The sequence below is a fragment of the Pigmentibacter ruber genome (genome assembly GCF_009792895.1).
GTDB classification, from domain to species: domain Bacteria; phylum Bdellovibrionota_B; class Oligoflexia; order Silvanigrellales; family Silvanigrellaceae; genus Silvanigrella; species Silvanigrella rubra.
This window is the reverse complement of the sequence record NZ_WSSC01000001.1, coordinates 872,805-889,320: the sequence shown is the minus strand read 5'-3', so window position 1 is coordinate 889,320 and position 16,516 is coordinate 872,805. Positions and strand designations below refer to the sequence as shown.

Here is a 16,516-nt window from a genome sequence, read left to right as displayed (position 1 = left end):
CATGACATTAATTCAAAATATTTATATTGGAAAAGTTCGAAATAGTATATCTTTAGCAAATAAGTTAAGAATTCTTCAGACAAGCAATAGAATATCTGCTTTTGACTTTATTTTTCCATTTGAAATAAATAATAAAGCTGAAATTTTACAAGCAATTTCGACCTGGTACTTTAAAAAGACAAACCATATTATTGAAAATCATTTAATTGGATCTCTTGATACAACACATGTTTTAGTAAAAGAAGCCAATGTTTTTCCTATTGAAATTGTTGTGAGAGGTTATTTATCGGGAAGTTTATGGCGTTTATATAAAGAAAAAGGCCCACAAGAAATTAATCATCAATACGGTATTCTGCTCCCAAATGGAATGCAACAAAACCAAAAATTTCCTGAACCAATAATCACACCAACTACTAAAGCAGAAATGGGACACGATATGCCTATTACTGCAGAAATAGCTAAAAACTTAATTGGTGCAGATAAATGGAATTTTATTGCAAAAAAATCTATAGAATTATTTCAATTTGGAACACAAGAAGCTCTCGCTAAAAATCTCATTCTTGTAGATACAAAATACGAAATGGGAGAATACGATGGTAGAATAATACTTGTAGATGAAGTGCACACACCTGATTCTTCAAGATATTGGATTGCAGATAATTTAGATTTATCTAACCCAAAACAAATGTCAAAAGAATTCCTTCGTGAAGAATTAATAAAACTTTTTGGAAATCCTGAAAATATCAAAGATAATCCTGCCAATCATCCATTTTTTAAAGATGAAAAAATAGTTCATGATCTGATTGAAAAAGTAACTATTAGGTACCAAGAATTGTATCAAACTTTCATTGGCTCAGAAAAAACTCCATTGCAAATTGCAAATGAGCAAAAAGTTGTTTGGCCTATATTCCCTGACACTTTTAAAGAAATTATCAATGCAGCAATCATGCCTAAAAATGTTTTAGTCATTGGAAATGGTGGTAGAGATTATTCTATTTATTCTTCATTTCAGAAACTGCCAGAAGTAAGTACTGTTTTCTGTGCTGCCGGAAAAAGGCTTTGGGATTCACCAAAATTTGCATCTTGTCCGGTTAGTAATGTTAATGAAATTGCTCAATTTGCCGCAAATCAAAAAGTGGGTCTTGTTATTGCTGGTCCTGAATTACCTATTGCAAATGGTATTGCTCCGGCCTGCGAAAAATTTAATATTCCAATTTTGGCACCATCTTTAGCGTGTGCATCTTTAGAAGCAAGCAAAATAATTTGTAAAGAAATAGTTGAAGCAGCTAATATAAAAACAGCTAAATCTAAAATTATTTCCTGGAAAAAATTGAAATTACTTCTTTTAAATTTCTTAGAAAACCCTAGTATTCCTGATTTTTCATTACCATGTGTTTTGAAGTATGATAGTCTGGCTGCTGGCAAAGGTGTTTTTGTTCTATCAAATCATGAAGATATAAAACAAGCTTTAGAGTCTATTGAAAGTAATTTACCTGAATGGGAAATTATGACAAAATCGGTAGAAGCTCCTACATACAGTAACAATAAAGGTGAACCCTATTTCTTAATAGAAGAAACGTTAATAGGAGAGGAGATTTCTGTAATTGCATTATGCAATAATGAACAATTTAGACTTTTACCAATAGCTAGAGACTATAAAAGACGTAACAATAATCAAACAGGTCCTAATACTGGTGGAATGGGTACAATAGCTCCTGTTGAACTATCTGATCGTATTATGACGCAAGTAAAAGAAACTTTTACAAAAATATTAAAAGAATTAAATCATAGAAAAACACCGTACTATGGATTTTTATTTGCTGGATTTATGCTTGATAAGGAACAAAATGCTTGGTTACTAGAATTTAATTGTCGTCTAGGTGATCCAGAAACTCAGGTTATTTTACCAGGATTACAAAGAGAATTTTATATTGAATTATATAGAACAGCAAAGAAACAAGCATTTTTATTTCCTGAAAAAAATGCAACTCCTTTTTTGAGTGATTCTTTAAAGAGAGTTTTTGTAGTGGGAGCTTCTCCTGAATATCCTGAAAACAGTGCTCCTAAAAGAAAAATAGTTTTTTCTGAAAACCTTTCAAAAGAATGTCAATTTATTCCAACTGCAATTGAACCAGATCAATCTACAAGTGGCGGAAGGGCTTTTGGCCTTTTAAGTTCAGGTAAAAGTATACCAATTGCACGAAAAAATATTTACTCACAAATTGAAAAAATTAAACTAAAAAATATAGATAATTCTTTAGTTAATCCGCATTATAGAACGGATATTGGTCAAGAGTTTGAATAAATGTGCAGCTTATATGAGTTGGATTAAAAATGATATTAGTACTAGCAAGTGGTAGTGGAACAAATTTTGCGGCTATTGCAAAAGAATTCAAAGATAAAGTATCTGGATTAATTTGTAATAATCCTGAAGCTAAAGTGATTGAAAAAGCACATAATCTAAACATAAATGTGCATGTCATAGCACATAAAAACTTTTCTTCAAGAGAAGAACATGAAAGAAAAATTATTGAATGTATTCGGAAATATCGTGAAGTTAAACTTATTGTTCTAGCTGGCTATATGCGAGTTTTAACTTCTACTTTTTTTTCTGAATTGCATGCTAATTTTATTCATTCTGCACCGCTTATTATAAATTTACACCCAGCTCCCCTTCAACTTTATAAAGGGGCACATGCCTATGAGTATGCGGTAAGTAATAAATTTTCACACTGGGGTTTAAGTGTCCACAAAGTTATTCCTGAATTAGATTCAGGTGAAATTTTAAATTTTATATCTTTTCCTTTGTTTCCTTATGAAAATGTTCAAGATTTAATTAAAAGAGTACGCCCTTTGGAACATCAAATTCTCATAGATACCATCCACTCAATCTTAGGAGATAAATAGCAATGACAAGTAAAGAATACGAAAAAGCAGGTGTGAGTATTCATGCAGGAGAATCTCTTGTTGATAAAATTAAGAAAATTAATCCAAATATTGGTGGATTTGCAGGTCTTTATCAACTTGATGCGGATAGATTTTTAGTCGCATGTACGGATGGCGTGGGAACAAAATTAGAACTTGGAATAAAAATGCAACGCTATGAATACTTAGGTCAAGATCTCGTAGCAATGAGCTTAAACGATTTAATTGTTTGTGGTGCCAGACCTCTATTTTTCTTAGATTATTATGCTACTGGAAAGCTTGATGTAGATGTTGCTCACAGAGTAATTAAAGGAATAGTTAAAGCTTGCCAAGAATGCAATTGCATTTTGCTAGGAGGTGAAACTGCAGAAATGCCAGGATTTTATGACAATAATAAATTTGATTTAGCTGGTTTTGCTGTTGGTGAAGTTTATCAAAAAGATCTAATTGATGGTAGAAAAATTGTTGCGGGAGACTGTTTAATAGGATTACCTAGCAGCGGCTTTCATGCAAATGGATATTCCCTAATTAGAAAAATTATGGGTGATCATAAACTTTCCTTAGAAACTCCTTTTGAAGGCAAAACATTAGGTGAATTTTTAACTGAACCAACTAAATTATATGTAAAAGAAATATTAAACCTAAAAACAATTGTTCCTATTAAAGCAATGGCACATATAACTGGTGGTGGACTCACAAATATTAGTAGAGTACTTCCAGAAAGATTTGTTTTTGATGCCGATAAAAGTAAAATACCTACTCCTCCAATAATGAAATTTTTTAAGGATCTTGGAAAAATTTCTGATGATGAAGCATACAATGTTTGGAATATGGGATTGGGTTTTTGTATTGTTGTTTCTCCTGAACATGTTCAGGCTGTAAAAAATACAATACCAAATTCATTTGAGTTTGGAAAAATTATTCCTCTTCATACAAAATAAACATTAAAAAATATCAAAAATTAATTTTATAATTTGTATTTTAAAATTAATTCATTTTTTATTTTATTAAATTCATTCAATAATTTAAAAATTTTAGTTACTTTTTACTTTAAAATAAAGTTTGCTTATTACTAAAACAAATGTTGTCAAGCTATCTTCTAAAGATTAAGATTGGAAAAATTATATATTCACCCTCTCTGGAATCAGGAAGATAAAAAACATGACCACTAAAATACGTCAGCCGAAAGGTATGTATGTCTTAGCGTTTACAGAAGTATTTGAAAGATTTAGCTATTACACTCTTTCTTTTTTGTTAGTTCTTTATGCATCTTCACCAATAAGTTCTGGAGGGCTTGGGTGGAGTAATGAAAGAGCGCTTGAATTAGTTGGTATTTACACTTTAGCTGCATACACCTTTCCTATTATTGGATCATATATAGCAGATGACTATATTGGAAAAGGAAAGGCAGTTATTTTTGGGGGCTTTACTATAATTTTAGGGCATTTTTTCATGCTTTTCTCAAAAAATGAGAGCATGTTTTATTTGGCTCTAAGCTGCGTTGCTCTTGGAACGGGTTTCTTTAAACCATGTATGCCCTCACTGCTCGGTGATTTGTATAAAACAAATGATAACCGAAGAGAATCTGGTTTTAATTGGTATTACTTAGGAATAAATATTGGTGCCATGGTAGCAGGGATAAGCGGTGGTCTTTTAACAAAAGAATTTGGGTATCCTATTGCTCTTGCTTCTGCTGGAGTAGGAATGACCTTGGGAATGTTAGTTTTCTTTTTAGGAAAAAAACATTTAGTTCTTGAATTTACTAAAAAGTCTAAACGAGTCAAAGAAGTGCAAAAAAAACATATGACCAAAATTCAAAAAAAGGCTCTTTATTGTTTAGTTCTAGCTTTTGTCTTTTTTGCAATTTGGACAACTGTATATAACCTTGCAGTTTCAGGAACTTTAAGTTTATATATTGAAAAATTCACCAACCGTACTATACTTAATTATGAGATACCTACAACTTTTTTTATGTCATTAGAAAGTTTTACAATTATCGTTGTTACACCAATCATTACTTTTACATTAGCTAAATTAGCACTTAAAAATAAATATCCCCACTTTTTTACTCAAATGAATTTTGCTGTCTTTGTTTCTGTTTTAGCCATATTTTATTTAACTTATTTGTCTTATATAGCTAAAGATATTTCTGATGGTGCACGACCTTTTGAACATTATCAAATTATGGCATTTATAATTTTACTTTCTATTAGCGAAACGATTATTTCTCCTGTGATGATGTCTGCTATAAGTATTATGGCTCCATTAAGATTTAAATCATTATTTCAGTCATTCTATTTAGCTTCTTTTGGACTGACGAGCTTATTAGCAGCAAAAATTGGCAGTCATTCTTTGCATGCTCCATTTGAAACTTTTATGATTGTGAGTATTGTCATATTAACTAGTGGCGTAGTTTATTTTATTGCTCGCCCAAAAATGATCAAAATTGCCAACGAGGCCGCTAAAGATCAAAAATAATAATTATTATAATATTATAGGAAGAAAATGTTCTCTTTAGACTTAAAAGATTTTTATTTACAACATGTTGTTACAACCTTTATTTTCTTCTTAACATTTCTGGGTCTTAGATATTTAGTCATCAAACAAATATCTAATTTAAAAATTTCTTCTGCTGAAACTAAAAGAAGTATTATTGTTAAAGTTAACAATTTATTTATAATTATTATATTTCTTTCTATCATTACAATATGGTCAGATGAAATAAAAACGATGGCACTCTCTTTTGTCGCCATTGCAGCAGCAGTAGCAATTGCTACCAAAGAGTTTATTTTATGCTTTATCGGTGGAATTTATTATTGGCTAGCAAAACCCTTTTCCGTTGGTGATAGAATTGAAATATTTTCATTTAGAGGCGAAGTAATTGATTTTAAATTTTTAAGTACAAAAATAATAGAAATCGGTCCTGGCAAAGATCATTCGCAATACACTGGAAGAATGCTCATCATTCCAAATAGCTTATTTCTAATTCATACGATAGCCAAAGAAAGCCATCATGAAAAATTTACTCTTTATTCTTTTATAGTTCCAATTGAAAACAATTCTAATTGGCAAATTGCTGAAAAAAATTTACTAACAGCTGCTCAAAATGCATGTAGAAACTTTTATGATGATGCCAAAGAATTTTATGCTAGTGAAGAACACTTTTTTGTCTTAGGTCCAGTAAATATTGAACCAAGAGTTCAAATAGTCATACACTCTCCAAAGCAAATAAATTTAATTGTGAGAATACCCTGCCCTTCATTACAAACTAATCAAATACAGCAAAATATCATACGCTACTATATGGAATTACAGACACAAAAAATTTCTGATACTTCAAATACCGAACACAGAGCAGGTGTTACTACTTTATAAATTCAGAAAATTTAAATGCAAATAATAAAATTATCTAAAAATGGTGAAACATTTTTTTTCGTAATATTTAAAACAATTTAACATCTATATTCTAATGTACATCTGTAACTGCTACTACTTTCTTTTTTAATTTAATCAAAAATAATGGAATGAAAGAAACAGAAAATATTATCATCATAATTCCAACTAACTGTAAGAAACTTAACATAAATATTTGCTGCTGTACTCTATGATAAATACTTGCAATACTAGCAGTCATATAATCTGTTAAACCAACTTGATTTGAAAATTTAGTTGCAAGACCATGGATATTTCCATTTAATTCAGTTGTCATATTTATATTTAAAGAACTTAGACTTGGTAATAATTCATTATAATTAATACTAAGCTTCCTTGCTAACATAGTATCAATCAGTGCGATACCCATACTTCCACCTATTTGCCTAAATAAATTTAAAAAGCCTGATACTTGTCCTAACTCATATCCTTTAAATTGGCTTAATATTGTGGAATTTATTGGCACAAATAAAAAAGCTAAAGCAATTCCACGAATAAATAACATATACAAAACAGATACTTTAGAGGTAAAAGATGAAAAAAACGTCATCATCAATAAAGAAAGTTCAACAAATACCAGACCAATAAAAATTAACCTACGGGGATCTGAAATTTTTTGAACTTGTTTTCCTATAAATGGCATACAAAAAGCCGTTAATATTGATCCTGGGATGAACATTGCGCCAACTTGTACAGCATCATAATTATATGCTCTATTCAAAAATACTGGTAAAATAAAAACAATTCCATACAAGTAAAATCCAAGACATGCCATAAGAGTAATACCACTAATGACAATTGGTTCTTTAAATAAATGAAGATTAAGTATTGGATTTTTAACTTTAAATTCCCAAAAAATAAAAGATATTATACTAATACAGGATACAATCGCACAGGTTAATATTATTTTAGAATCAAACCATTCATCAGCTTGACCTCTTTCCAGCATAAACTGTAAACAACCAATTCCCAAAACAAGTAAAATAAATCCTAGTATATCTAATCTAACTTTATTGTTACCTTGATTTTCTCTATTTTTTATGCAAACAAATCCAATTGCAAGCGTCAACAAACCTAAAGGTAAATTAATATTAAATATTGAACGCCATCCATAATTATCCGTAAGATATCCGCCCATTACTGGTCCTAAGGTAGGACCAATCATGACACTCATACCAAATATCGCTCCTGCAATTCCTGCTTTTTCTGGTGGAAATTGCTCATAAATCAAAGCTTGAGATGTAGGCAACAAAGCCCCTCCTGCAATTCCTTGTAATATTCTAAAAATGATTAAGGAAGTTAAATTAGGAGCTAGTCCACAAGCCACAGAAGTGAGTGTAAAAATAAAAATACAACTTAGATAGTATTGCCTTCTTCCAAAGCGCTCACCAAACCAAGCAGAAATAGGTAAAACAATAGCATTTGCAACAGTATAGCCAGTTATGACCATACTTACATCTTCTAATGTAGCACCTAAATTTCCCATCATGGTTGGTATAGCAACGTTAACAATTGATGTATCAATAATTTCTAGCAATGAGGCCATGATTGCAACAAAAATTATTAATTTTGAATTTGCATTCATATTGTTAATTCCGGTGTTTTTTTAATTTTACAAATGCTGATAAACCATTTTTTAATAATTCAATATCATTTTCTGACAATGAATTTAAATTTATTCTAACAGGAACTCTTTGCACAACTTTCGTAAAATTTCCTGTCGCATTGTCTGGCGGAAGTAAACTAAAAGTTGCACCAGTTGCAGAACTAATTGAAGATACATTTCCTTTATACTTTTTATTTGTATAAGCATCGACCTCAATATCAACTTCTTGCCCTAATTTTAAATATTCTATTTCTGTTTCTTTAAAATTTGCTGTGACCCATCTTTCATTAGTATCTACAAATCCAATTAATGACGTACCAAGCGAAGCTAACTGCCCTACTTCTGCAGATTTTTTTGATATAATTCCATTTGTTGGTGCTATAATTTTTGTACATTCTAAATTTAATTCAGCTTGAGAAATGATTGTTTCTAAACTTTCTTTTTGCGCGCGTAAATCTGATACATTAGCAAAATTTGTATCATATTGTTGTTTTGTAGAAGCTCCAGTATTAAAAAGACTTTCCGTTCGTTTAAAGATAGATTCAGCGTCTCTTAATTTTGCAGATAGTGAGGATAAATTATATTTTGCTTGTTTCAATGCATTAACATAATCTCTATCATCAATCTCAACTAAGATTTCACCTTTTTTTACTTTTTGACCTTGTATGACATTTACTTTAGTTATGTAACCACCAACTTTTGCTGATAATATTGTCGAATGTCCCTCAATTTGGGCATTATCTGTGGATAAATAAATATAATTATCATATATAAAATAGACAGCTAATATTGAAGTAAAAATAACTACGAAAAATAAAATAATATTTTTTTTAGAAAATTTCATTGTAAATTGTTAACTCCAATTTATTATTACAATAAACTAATTTATTCATGATAAAAACAAAAAATCAGCTTATTTTTGCTTTTATGTAGCAAATTCTAATTTTGAGAACATTTTTTCTTATTAAATTTTAATGGATCCTTTCCCTGCTCATTTAGCACATTACATCCCTAAAGGCAAATATTTAAAGCTCTTAGGTATAAATTGTTCACAAAAGATTGACTAATAGGCTCAATAGAAAATTAAATTTTTTACAAATTCACCGAAAATCCCACCGAGAGGGTTCGATGAATAGCACTAATCAAAATACTCAAAGTAAAGAAGTTGATTTTGACTTTGATGAAATTTTATTTTCTATCACTGATAAGCGCGGCATTATCCTTGATGGAAATAAAGTTTTTACTAGAGTAAGTGGTTTTCAAAAAGATGAACTTATTAATAAACCACATAATATCGTTAGACATCCTGACATGCCAAAATGTGTTTACAAATTGCTTTGGGAAAAATTAAAAGAAGAAAAAAGCATTGTTGCTTTTATAAAAAATAAAGATGCAAAAGGCAATTTTTACTGGGTACTTTCCTGTTTTATGCCTATTCAGAATGGTTATTTATCAATAAGAATCAAACCTCAAAGCCCATTATTTTTAAAGATTAAGGAGTTATATTCAGAATTATTTATTACTGAAAAAAATTCAAATATAAATTCTTCTTATGATTTATTCTTAAAAAAGATAAGTGAAATTGGGTTTGATAGTTATGAATCATTTATGACAAGAGTATTATCTTCAGAGCTATTTTTAAATAAAAAGTTCTTAGTACAAAAAGAAAATATTTTTTCAAAAAAAGTAAATACTGAAATATATACAGAAGTTAATAGAAATTTTTTAAATAATAAAAAAGAATTTTCTATAATAATTGAAAAAATGAAATTATTAATTTTATTTGCACCATTGTTAAAAGAAAAGACCGACCAAATTTTATTATCTTGCAATAAATTAGACTATATTTCTTTGAATATGTCTATTAATTCAGGAAATCTTGGTCAGCAAACAGCCTCAGTTTCAATTATTTCTAGAGAATTTCAAATTATGGTTTCTACTATCAGAACGCAAGTCAAAAAATTTCAAGATATATCAAAAGAATTGCGAACTCTTTTAGAAATGATAGAATTAGAAGGCTGTCTCTCCTTTTTGCAAATTCAAACTATAGAAAATTATTTGATTGATTATTTTGAAAACTTTTCTTCAAGTGATAATAATATTAATAATTTAGCTCAAAACGTTAATATTCTTTTTTCATTGTTCATTGACAATTCAAATAATAAATTAATTAGGTCACTAGATAAGTCTCAATATCTTTGCAAAAACTTACTAGAAATATCAAACTCATTAAAAGGAAAAATTTTTAGTTTAGAAATAACAAAAGACTTGTCCAAAATTGAAATTTCACGGAACCCTAGTATTGAAGGATATTTTGACAATCAAATACTAGACATTCATCAGTTTATTTTAACTAATAAAGAGAATATTGCTAATATACTCACTGAGACAAATAAAGTAGCTAATGATTTACATGTCTTTAGCGGAAATGTATCTAAAATGAAAAATTATATCAATTTAATTAAAATAAAGTTAAATCAGACAGCCCATATCAAAGAAAAGCTTGCCTCTTAATATAACTTATTAATATTATTAATTTTTATATTTCATAATAACAATCAATCACGAATTGTATTTGACATTTAAAAACAATCAATATATTTTGAACCTTCTTTAGTATGATCTAAAGCTTTTTCTAACGATAGGTTTACGAAATGTCTTTCTTACCATCATTCTTACCAAAAAAATCTTTCTGCTGTTGTTGTTGCTAAATCTTCTATTTTACCCATAATTTTTCTTTTATAATAACAAAATAAGGTATAATAAAAAATGTGTGCTAATCATGCCATTAAAAATAATAATCGTTACTTAAAACCCTTAGCATATTTTCTGATGATATTATTAGGGATAATTTCAGGATTAAGTGATATTTCTTTTCTCCATAATTTAGGTAATTTTATTTCCGAATTATTTATTAAAATTTTTAAATTTATCAGCTTACCAATAATTGGCCTTTCTTTAATTGTAACTCTTACAAATTACAATTCTGAAAACTCCTCAAAATTCATATGGAAAAAAACAATTCTATATACATTAACAACAACGTTAGTAGCAGCATTCATAAGTTTTTTGCTTTATTTGATAATTTCCCCAGGTAATATTCAAGTACAATTATCAAACCAAGAGCATTTAATTAAATCAGAAAAGAGTTATCTTCAACATATCACCAACATTATACCAAATAATTTATTCTCTCCATTTATTGAACACCAAGTTCTTTCTATTATGATCATAGCGATCATTTTTGGTCTTGCAATTCGCAACATCCCACATCCTCAAGCAAAAGAAACCATTCAAAATTTTTTCCTAGGAGCGCATAGCCTTTTTCTCACAATCACTCAATGGATTATAAAAATTATTCCAATTGGGTTATTTGGTTTTATGACAGTTACTGTTCTCTCTTTAAAAAAAGGAATGGATTTAAAAGGACTCAGTTTATATTTGGCTGTAATCATTTTAGCAAATTTAATTCAAGGTCTGGTAATATTACCACTCTGGCTCAAGTCTAATGGAATTCAACCTTTAAATGCATTAAAAGGAATGTTACCAGCTTTATCTTTAGCATTCTTTTCTAAATCGTCCGCTGGTACATTGCCTGTAACAATAAGTACAGCTGAAAAAAACTTAAATATTTCTCCTGCAGTTAGTAGGTTTGTTCTTCCTCTTTGCACAAGTATCAATATGAATGGTTGTGCTGCTTTTATTTTTGCTACTGTAATATATTTAATGCAAAATCAAGGAATTGAAATTTCTCTAGCAACAATGCTGTTATGGGTTTTTATCTCTACAATAGCTGCAGTTGGTAATGCTGGTGTACCTATGGGCTGTTTCTTCCTTAGCGCAAGTTTACTTGCCAGCATGGATGTTTCGATTGTATTACTAATGATTATCCTACCTTTTTATAGCATTATTGACATGATTGAGACTTCATTAAATGTTTGGTCAGATTCTTGTGTTACTCAAGTTGTTGATAAAAAATTAAAAAGTCAAAGTTTTAGCATTTAAGAAGAAAATTAATTACTGTTAATTTAAGTTTTTTCAAGCTTTCTCGATATTTTAAATGACATACAAAAAAGAGAAAGCTATGCAAATCTGGAAATTATTAATAAAAAATATTCAATCATTGAAACTTAGTATCAGTAGTGCCATTCTCGCATCTGTTCCTTTAATTCTAGTTTTTTTATTTTTTACTTTACCAAATTATCAAGACAGAATTGAATTAGCAAAAAAAAACTCAGTTCAAATTGCTATTGAATCTGTCTTTCAAATTTTGACTTTTTACCATAATAAAGAAAAATCTGGAGCTATGAGCCGGCAACAAGCCCAACTAGAAGCTATGGAAGAGATTAAATTACTGAGATATAATGATAATGAATATTTTTGGATTAATGATCTTCATCCTACAATGCTTATGCATCCTTTTAAACCTGAATTAAACGGAAAAGACATTTCAGAATACAAAGATCCCACTGGTAAAAAGTTTTTCCAAGAAATGGTCTCACTTGTAAAAAATGAAGAAGCTGGTTTTGTGAATTATATGTGGCCAAAACCAGGAAAAACAGATCCACAACCAAAAATATCTTATGTAAAAATTTTTAAGCCTTGGGATTGGATGATAGGAAACGGAGTTTATACAGATGATATAGCAGCAGAAACAACAAAAGTTCGAAACGAAAACTTAGCTATCATGTTTCTTGCCGGATGTATTACTTTTGCAATCTCTATTTTTGGTGGTTTACAACAATTGCTAAAAGTCGTACTTCCTGTAAAAGATGTTATCGAATCATTAAAATCACAAACAAATTCTCTGATGACAACTTCAGAAATACTGAATAAAACATCACAAGAGCTTAATTCCGCTGGCCAGACACAATCTTCTTCCATTCATGAAACAGCTGCGGCAATGACTCAAATGAATGAAATGATAGGAAAAACGTCCCAATCAGCAACTGAATCCTCCCAATTATCAGGAGAAACAAGAAAAATTGTTGAACAAAGTTTAAAATCGCTACAAGTTTTAAATCAAACTATGAATTCAATTACCCAATCTCAAGAAACCATGCAGAAAACAACATTGCAAAATTTAGAAAAAATGCAAGAAGTGATTCAAATTATGAATCAAATATCAGACAAAACAAGTATAATTGATGATATCGTATTTCAGACTAAACTTCTTTCCTTTAATGCTTCAGTTGAAGCTGCAAGGGCTGGTGAAGCTGGAAAAGGATTTGCTGTTGTTGCAGAAGAAGTGGGTAATTTAGCACAAATGAGCGGGAGTGCTTCGGTTGAAATTTTAAGTATTGTCTCAAACTCTAATCAAAGAGTAAGTGAGCTTATTTCATCTTTTAGAGAGAATTTTTCCTCTGCAATGGAAGAAGTCAGCACATCAGTTGAATTAGGTTTAAGAAATAGTCAAAAGTCTTTAGATATGTTGGCAAAGGTCGTTGAAATTGCAACTCGTTCTAGCGAAATGGCGCACGAAATTAGCGCGGCAAATGCAGAACAATCAAAAGGAAGCGAAGAAGCAACAAAAGCTCTTCGACTAATGGAACAAACAAGTCAAAAAATGAATGAAATTGTCTATCAAACTGAAGAACAATCCCATAAATTACTTGAAAAAGCTCATCATCTTGACGAGTTATCAAGTCAGTTAAACAAAATTTTAAAAAACAAAGCCGCTTAATTTATAATTAAGAGTTGTTAAGAATTAATTATATATTTAAAAATTATAATCATGAGATATTAAAACAACAAATTTATTCTCTATTTAACAAATTTAAAAAAAATACAATAGCCCATTATTCATAAGTAATAATGAGATATTTATTACTTATGAAGAAAATTTTTTAATTCTCTCAAAATAAAATAAAACATTATATAACTCATGCAAGTATTTAAATAATAAAAATAAATCAAAATAAACTTGATAATCAAAGATAAAAAGAATTATAAGATTGAATATTTTATACTATTTCATATAATATAAAATATAATTAAAAATAATTTTATTTTGGTGGTTCAAATGTTTTCAATATTAAAACCCAAAACATCTTCTGTAAAAGTTCCAAATGAAAACATAAAAGAAACTTATAATCGTTTTCGTATTATGGCTCTTTCTAGTGTTTTTGTTGGCTACTTATCATATTATCTTGTTCGCAATAATTTTACCCTTTCTACACCATACTTACAACATGAATTGCAATTAACAAATACTCAAATAGGATTTTTAAGTAGTTGTATGCTCATTTCTTATGGAATTAGTAAAGGAGTTATGAGTAGTTTAGCAGATAAAGCAAATCCAAAAATGTACATGGCCTTAGGCTTAATTCTTTGCGCAATTGTTAATATAGGGCTTGGGTTTAGCTCTCTTTTTTGGGTCTTTGCTGGTTTTGTCGTTTTAAATGGAATATTTCAAGGAATGGGAGTCGCTCCCTCATTTATTACCATTGCAAATTGGTTCCCAAGCTCAGAAAGAGGACGTGTGGGTTCCATTTGGAATATTTCACATAATATAGGTGGAGGAGTTGTTTCGCCTATTATCGGTGGTTCTCTTGCACTACTAGGTCAAGATAAATGGCAAATATCTAGTTTTATAATACCTGCAGGAATCTCAATTGGAATAGCTTTTTTAGTTATCTATTTAGGAAAAGGTTCTCCAACACAGGAAGGGCTACCTGAATTAAAAGAAATAATTCCTGAAAAAATGGGTTTGAATCAAAATAATGAACAGCAAGCACCAGAAAACATGTCTGCTTATCAAATTTTTGTTAAATATGTCCTAAAAAATAAAAATGCTTGGTATGTCGCATTTGTTGATGTTTTTGTCTATATGGTGCGTTTTGGGATGTTAAGTTGGCTACCAATCTATCTCTTGAAAGAAAAAGATTTCACCAAAAATGAAATGAGCATTGCTTTTTTATTTTTTGAATGGGCTGCTATCCCTTCTACTCTATTAGCTGGCTACATTTCAGATAAATTATTTAAAGGCAGACCTATGCCTCTCGCAATTATCTGTATGTCATTAATTTTTGTTTGTATTATTGGTTATTGGCAAAGTGAATCCGTTCACACAGTCACAATATTTGCATCCATTGTTGGATGCCTTATTTATGTCCCGCAATTTTTAGCCTCAGTTCAAACTATGGAAGTTGTTCCTAAATTTGCAGTTGGATCTGCTGTAGGATTAAGAGGTTTCATGAGCTACATTTTAGGAGCAACACTAGGAACATCTTTATTTGGATTTTTAGTGGATAAATTTGGCTGGCACGCTGGTTTTTATACCCTTATGCTAGGCGCTATTTTATGCATCGTATTTTGTATATTATCTCATATTAATTTAAACCCAAAAGAAATAAAAAAGTAACATCACAAAGTATTAATTAATATTATATTTTTTTGCTAATTGACTTAGTACTTTTTTAGATTTTAGTTTAGATAATGCTTTTTCTATTAATTGAAAAACTTCTTCTGGTACCTTTCTTGAAATCCAAAAATATCTATTTGAAACAGAGAGAGGTGGAAAAAGAATTTTAACTTTTTTTTCCAAGTTTAATTCTTTAATACTATTTAAAGCAGTATATTTTTGAACAAATAAGAAACGTCCTCTATTTGTTAATAACATTTGAAATAAACGCTCCATATTATTAGTACCAGAAATTCCGCTATCAGTCATGACTTTTGACTTTGTTATTATCCAACTATTTTGTTCCGTTCCTTTCCATGAAAGAACTAAATTATTAGGATAGAGTTTCTGCAAATCTTGTAAATTTTTAATTTCAACAGAATCTTCAGCTCTTGCAACCAAAACAGACTGTGCTTGAAAAATTGGAATATTTATTTTTTTTAATTGAATATTTCTTCTTTCTGTTTCCCCATTACAAAGGAAGATATCTGCCTCACCATCTGTTACTTTTTTCTCTATTTGAATAATTGAGCTTTGTTCATCCATACCCGTAAATTTTAACTTAGGTTCTATTTTTTCAATTTCAGACAAAACATCTATACATAATCCCTTAACCTTACCATTTTCTTTATAAAACTTAGGCTTACTTTCAAATGTTGGGACACGTAAAATATAATTATTTGCAAAAATATACTTACTATTAATCAAAATAAAAATGCAAAAGACAAAATTTTTCACATCTCCTCCAATACAAAGATCTCTTTTCAAATCTTCTTAAATAATAATACTATTAAAAGAAAATTTTTGAGTGTTGGTTTTTTGAAGGAAATAGATTGATAAAATTTTTCTTCAAATTTAAAAAATAAACTAATGATTTATAAATATAAAATATTTTTTAAACACAGATATTTCAGTTAATTTATAAGACAAGGTTTTTGAAAAATTGTTAGATTTAATAGTTATTTAATTATTAGCTTTTATCACTTAATTAAGTTATAAAATATATCAGAATGAATTTCTTAAATATAACTAAAATGGCGGAGAGCGAGGGATTCGAACCCTCGGTACCCTAAAATGAGCACGCCTGATTTCGAATCAGGTACATTCAACCACTCTGCCAGCTCTCCAATTCCTGACTTCTATTGACTATC

Annotated in this window: 11 protein-coding genes, 1 tRNA gene and 1 pseudogene; 9 read left to right on the top strand and 4 right to left on the bottom strand. The window is 29.5% G+C overall.

Annotation, left to right across the window (positions count from 1 at the left end; genetic code table 11):
* Position 1: 1 nt before the first annotated feature.
* The 5 genes from GOY08_RS03680 to GOY08_RS03660 all read left to right on the top strand — a co-directional run bounded on the left by GOY08_RS03680 (position 2) and on the right by GOY08_RS03660 (position 6,300).
* A complete protein-coding gene (locus tag GOY08_RS03680; RefSeq protein ID WP_158997259.1) occupies positions 2–2,305 on the top strand; it encodes a phosphoribosylaminoimidazolesuccinocarboxamide synthase in 2,304 nt (767 codons plus the stop codon).
* 29 nt (positions 2,306–2,334) lie between these two features.
* On the top strand, positions 2,335–2,907 hold the full coding sequence (gene purN, locus GOY08_RS03675; protein ID WP_158997257.1) for a phosphoribosylglycinamide formyltransferase: 573 nt from the start codon (positions 2,335–2,337) through the stop codon (positions 2,905–2,907).
* 2 nt (positions 2,908–2,909) lie between these two features.
* The gene (purM, locus tag GOY08_RS03670) at positions 2,910–3,866 is read left to right on the top strand and encodes a phosphoribosylformylglycinamidine cyclo-ligase (RefSeq protein WP_158997255.1); all 957 of its coding nucleotides are present in this window, start codon (positions 2,910–2,912) and stop codon (positions 3,864–3,866) included.
* Between the two features lie 220 nt (positions 3,867–4,086).
* Positions 4,087–5,403, top strand: coding sequence for a peptide MFS transporter (locus GOY08_RS03665; RefSeq protein ID WP_158997253.1), 1,317 nt, complete (start codon positions 4,087–4,089; stop codon positions 5,401–5,403).
* A gap of 27 nt (positions 5,404–5,430) precedes the next feature.
* Complete coding sequence (locus GOY08_RS03660; RefSeq protein WP_158997251.1) at positions 5,431–6,300, top strand: mechanosensitive ion channel domain-containing protein; 870 nt, start codon at positions 5,431–5,433, stop codon at positions 6,298–6,300.
* A 91-nt stretch (positions 6,301–6,391) separates the two neighbouring features.
* On the opposite strand, the gene GOY08_RS03655 is transcribed toward GOY08_RS03660, so the two are convergent.
* Positions 6,392–7,942 carry a DHA2 family efflux MFS transporter permease subunit gene (locus GOY08_RS03655; RefSeq protein ID WP_158997249.1) on the bottom strand — a complete coding sequence of 517 codons (1,551 nt, stop codon included), beginning with the start codon at positions 7,940–7,942 and terminating at the stop codon, positions 6,392–6,394.
* Between the two features lie 4 nt (positions 7,943–7,946).
* Positions 7,947–8,807, bottom strand: a complete 861-nt coding sequence (locus tag GOY08_RS03650; RefSeq protein ID WP_158997247.1) for an HlyD family secretion protein — start codon at positions 8,805–8,807, stop codon at positions 7,947–7,949.
* 284 nt (positions 8,808–9,091) lie between these two features.
* Here GOY08_RS03650 and GOY08_RS03645 point away from each other — a divergent pair, with 284 nt between their 5' ends.
* The 4 genes and pseudogenes from GOY08_RS03645 to pgtP all read left to right on the top strand — a co-directional run.
* The gene (locus GOY08_RS03645; protein WP_158997245.1) at positions 9,092–10,477 is read left to right on the top strand and encodes a PAS domain S-box protein; all 1,386 of its coding nucleotides are present in this window, start codon (positions 9,092–9,094) and stop codon (positions 10,475–10,477) included.
* 255 nt (positions 10,478–10,732) lie between these two features.
* On the top strand, positions 10,733–11,968 hold the full coding sequence (locus GOY08_RS03640) for a dicarboxylate/amino acid:cation symporter (protein ID WP_158997243.1): 1,236 nt from the start codon (positions 10,733–10,735) through the stop codon (positions 11,966–11,968).
* 79 nt (positions 11,969–12,047) lie between these two features.
* Entirely contained in the window at positions 12,048–13,646 is a 1,599-nt protein-coding gene (locus GOY08_RS03635) for a cache domain-containing protein (RefSeq protein ID WP_158997242.1), read from the top strand.
* Positions 13,647–13,985: 339 nt separating this feature from the next.
* Positions 13,986–15,293 (top strand): annotated as a pseudogene (pgtP, locus tag GOY08_RS03630) (phosphoglycerate transporter PgtP); the annotation flags it as partial.
* Positions 15,294–15,338: 45 nt separating this feature from the next.
* On the opposite strand, the gene GOY08_RS03625 reads toward pgtP, so the two are convergent.
* A complete protein-coding gene (locus GOY08_RS03625; protein ID WP_158997239.1) occupies positions 15,339–16,103 on the bottom strand; it encodes a transporter substrate-binding domain-containing protein in 765 nt (254 codons plus the stop codon).
* A gap of 297 nt (positions 16,104–16,400) precedes the next feature.
* Positions 16,401–16,492, bottom strand: a tRNA-Ser gene (locus tag GOY08_RS03620).
* Between the last annotated feature and the right edge of the window lie 24 nt (positions 16,493–16,516).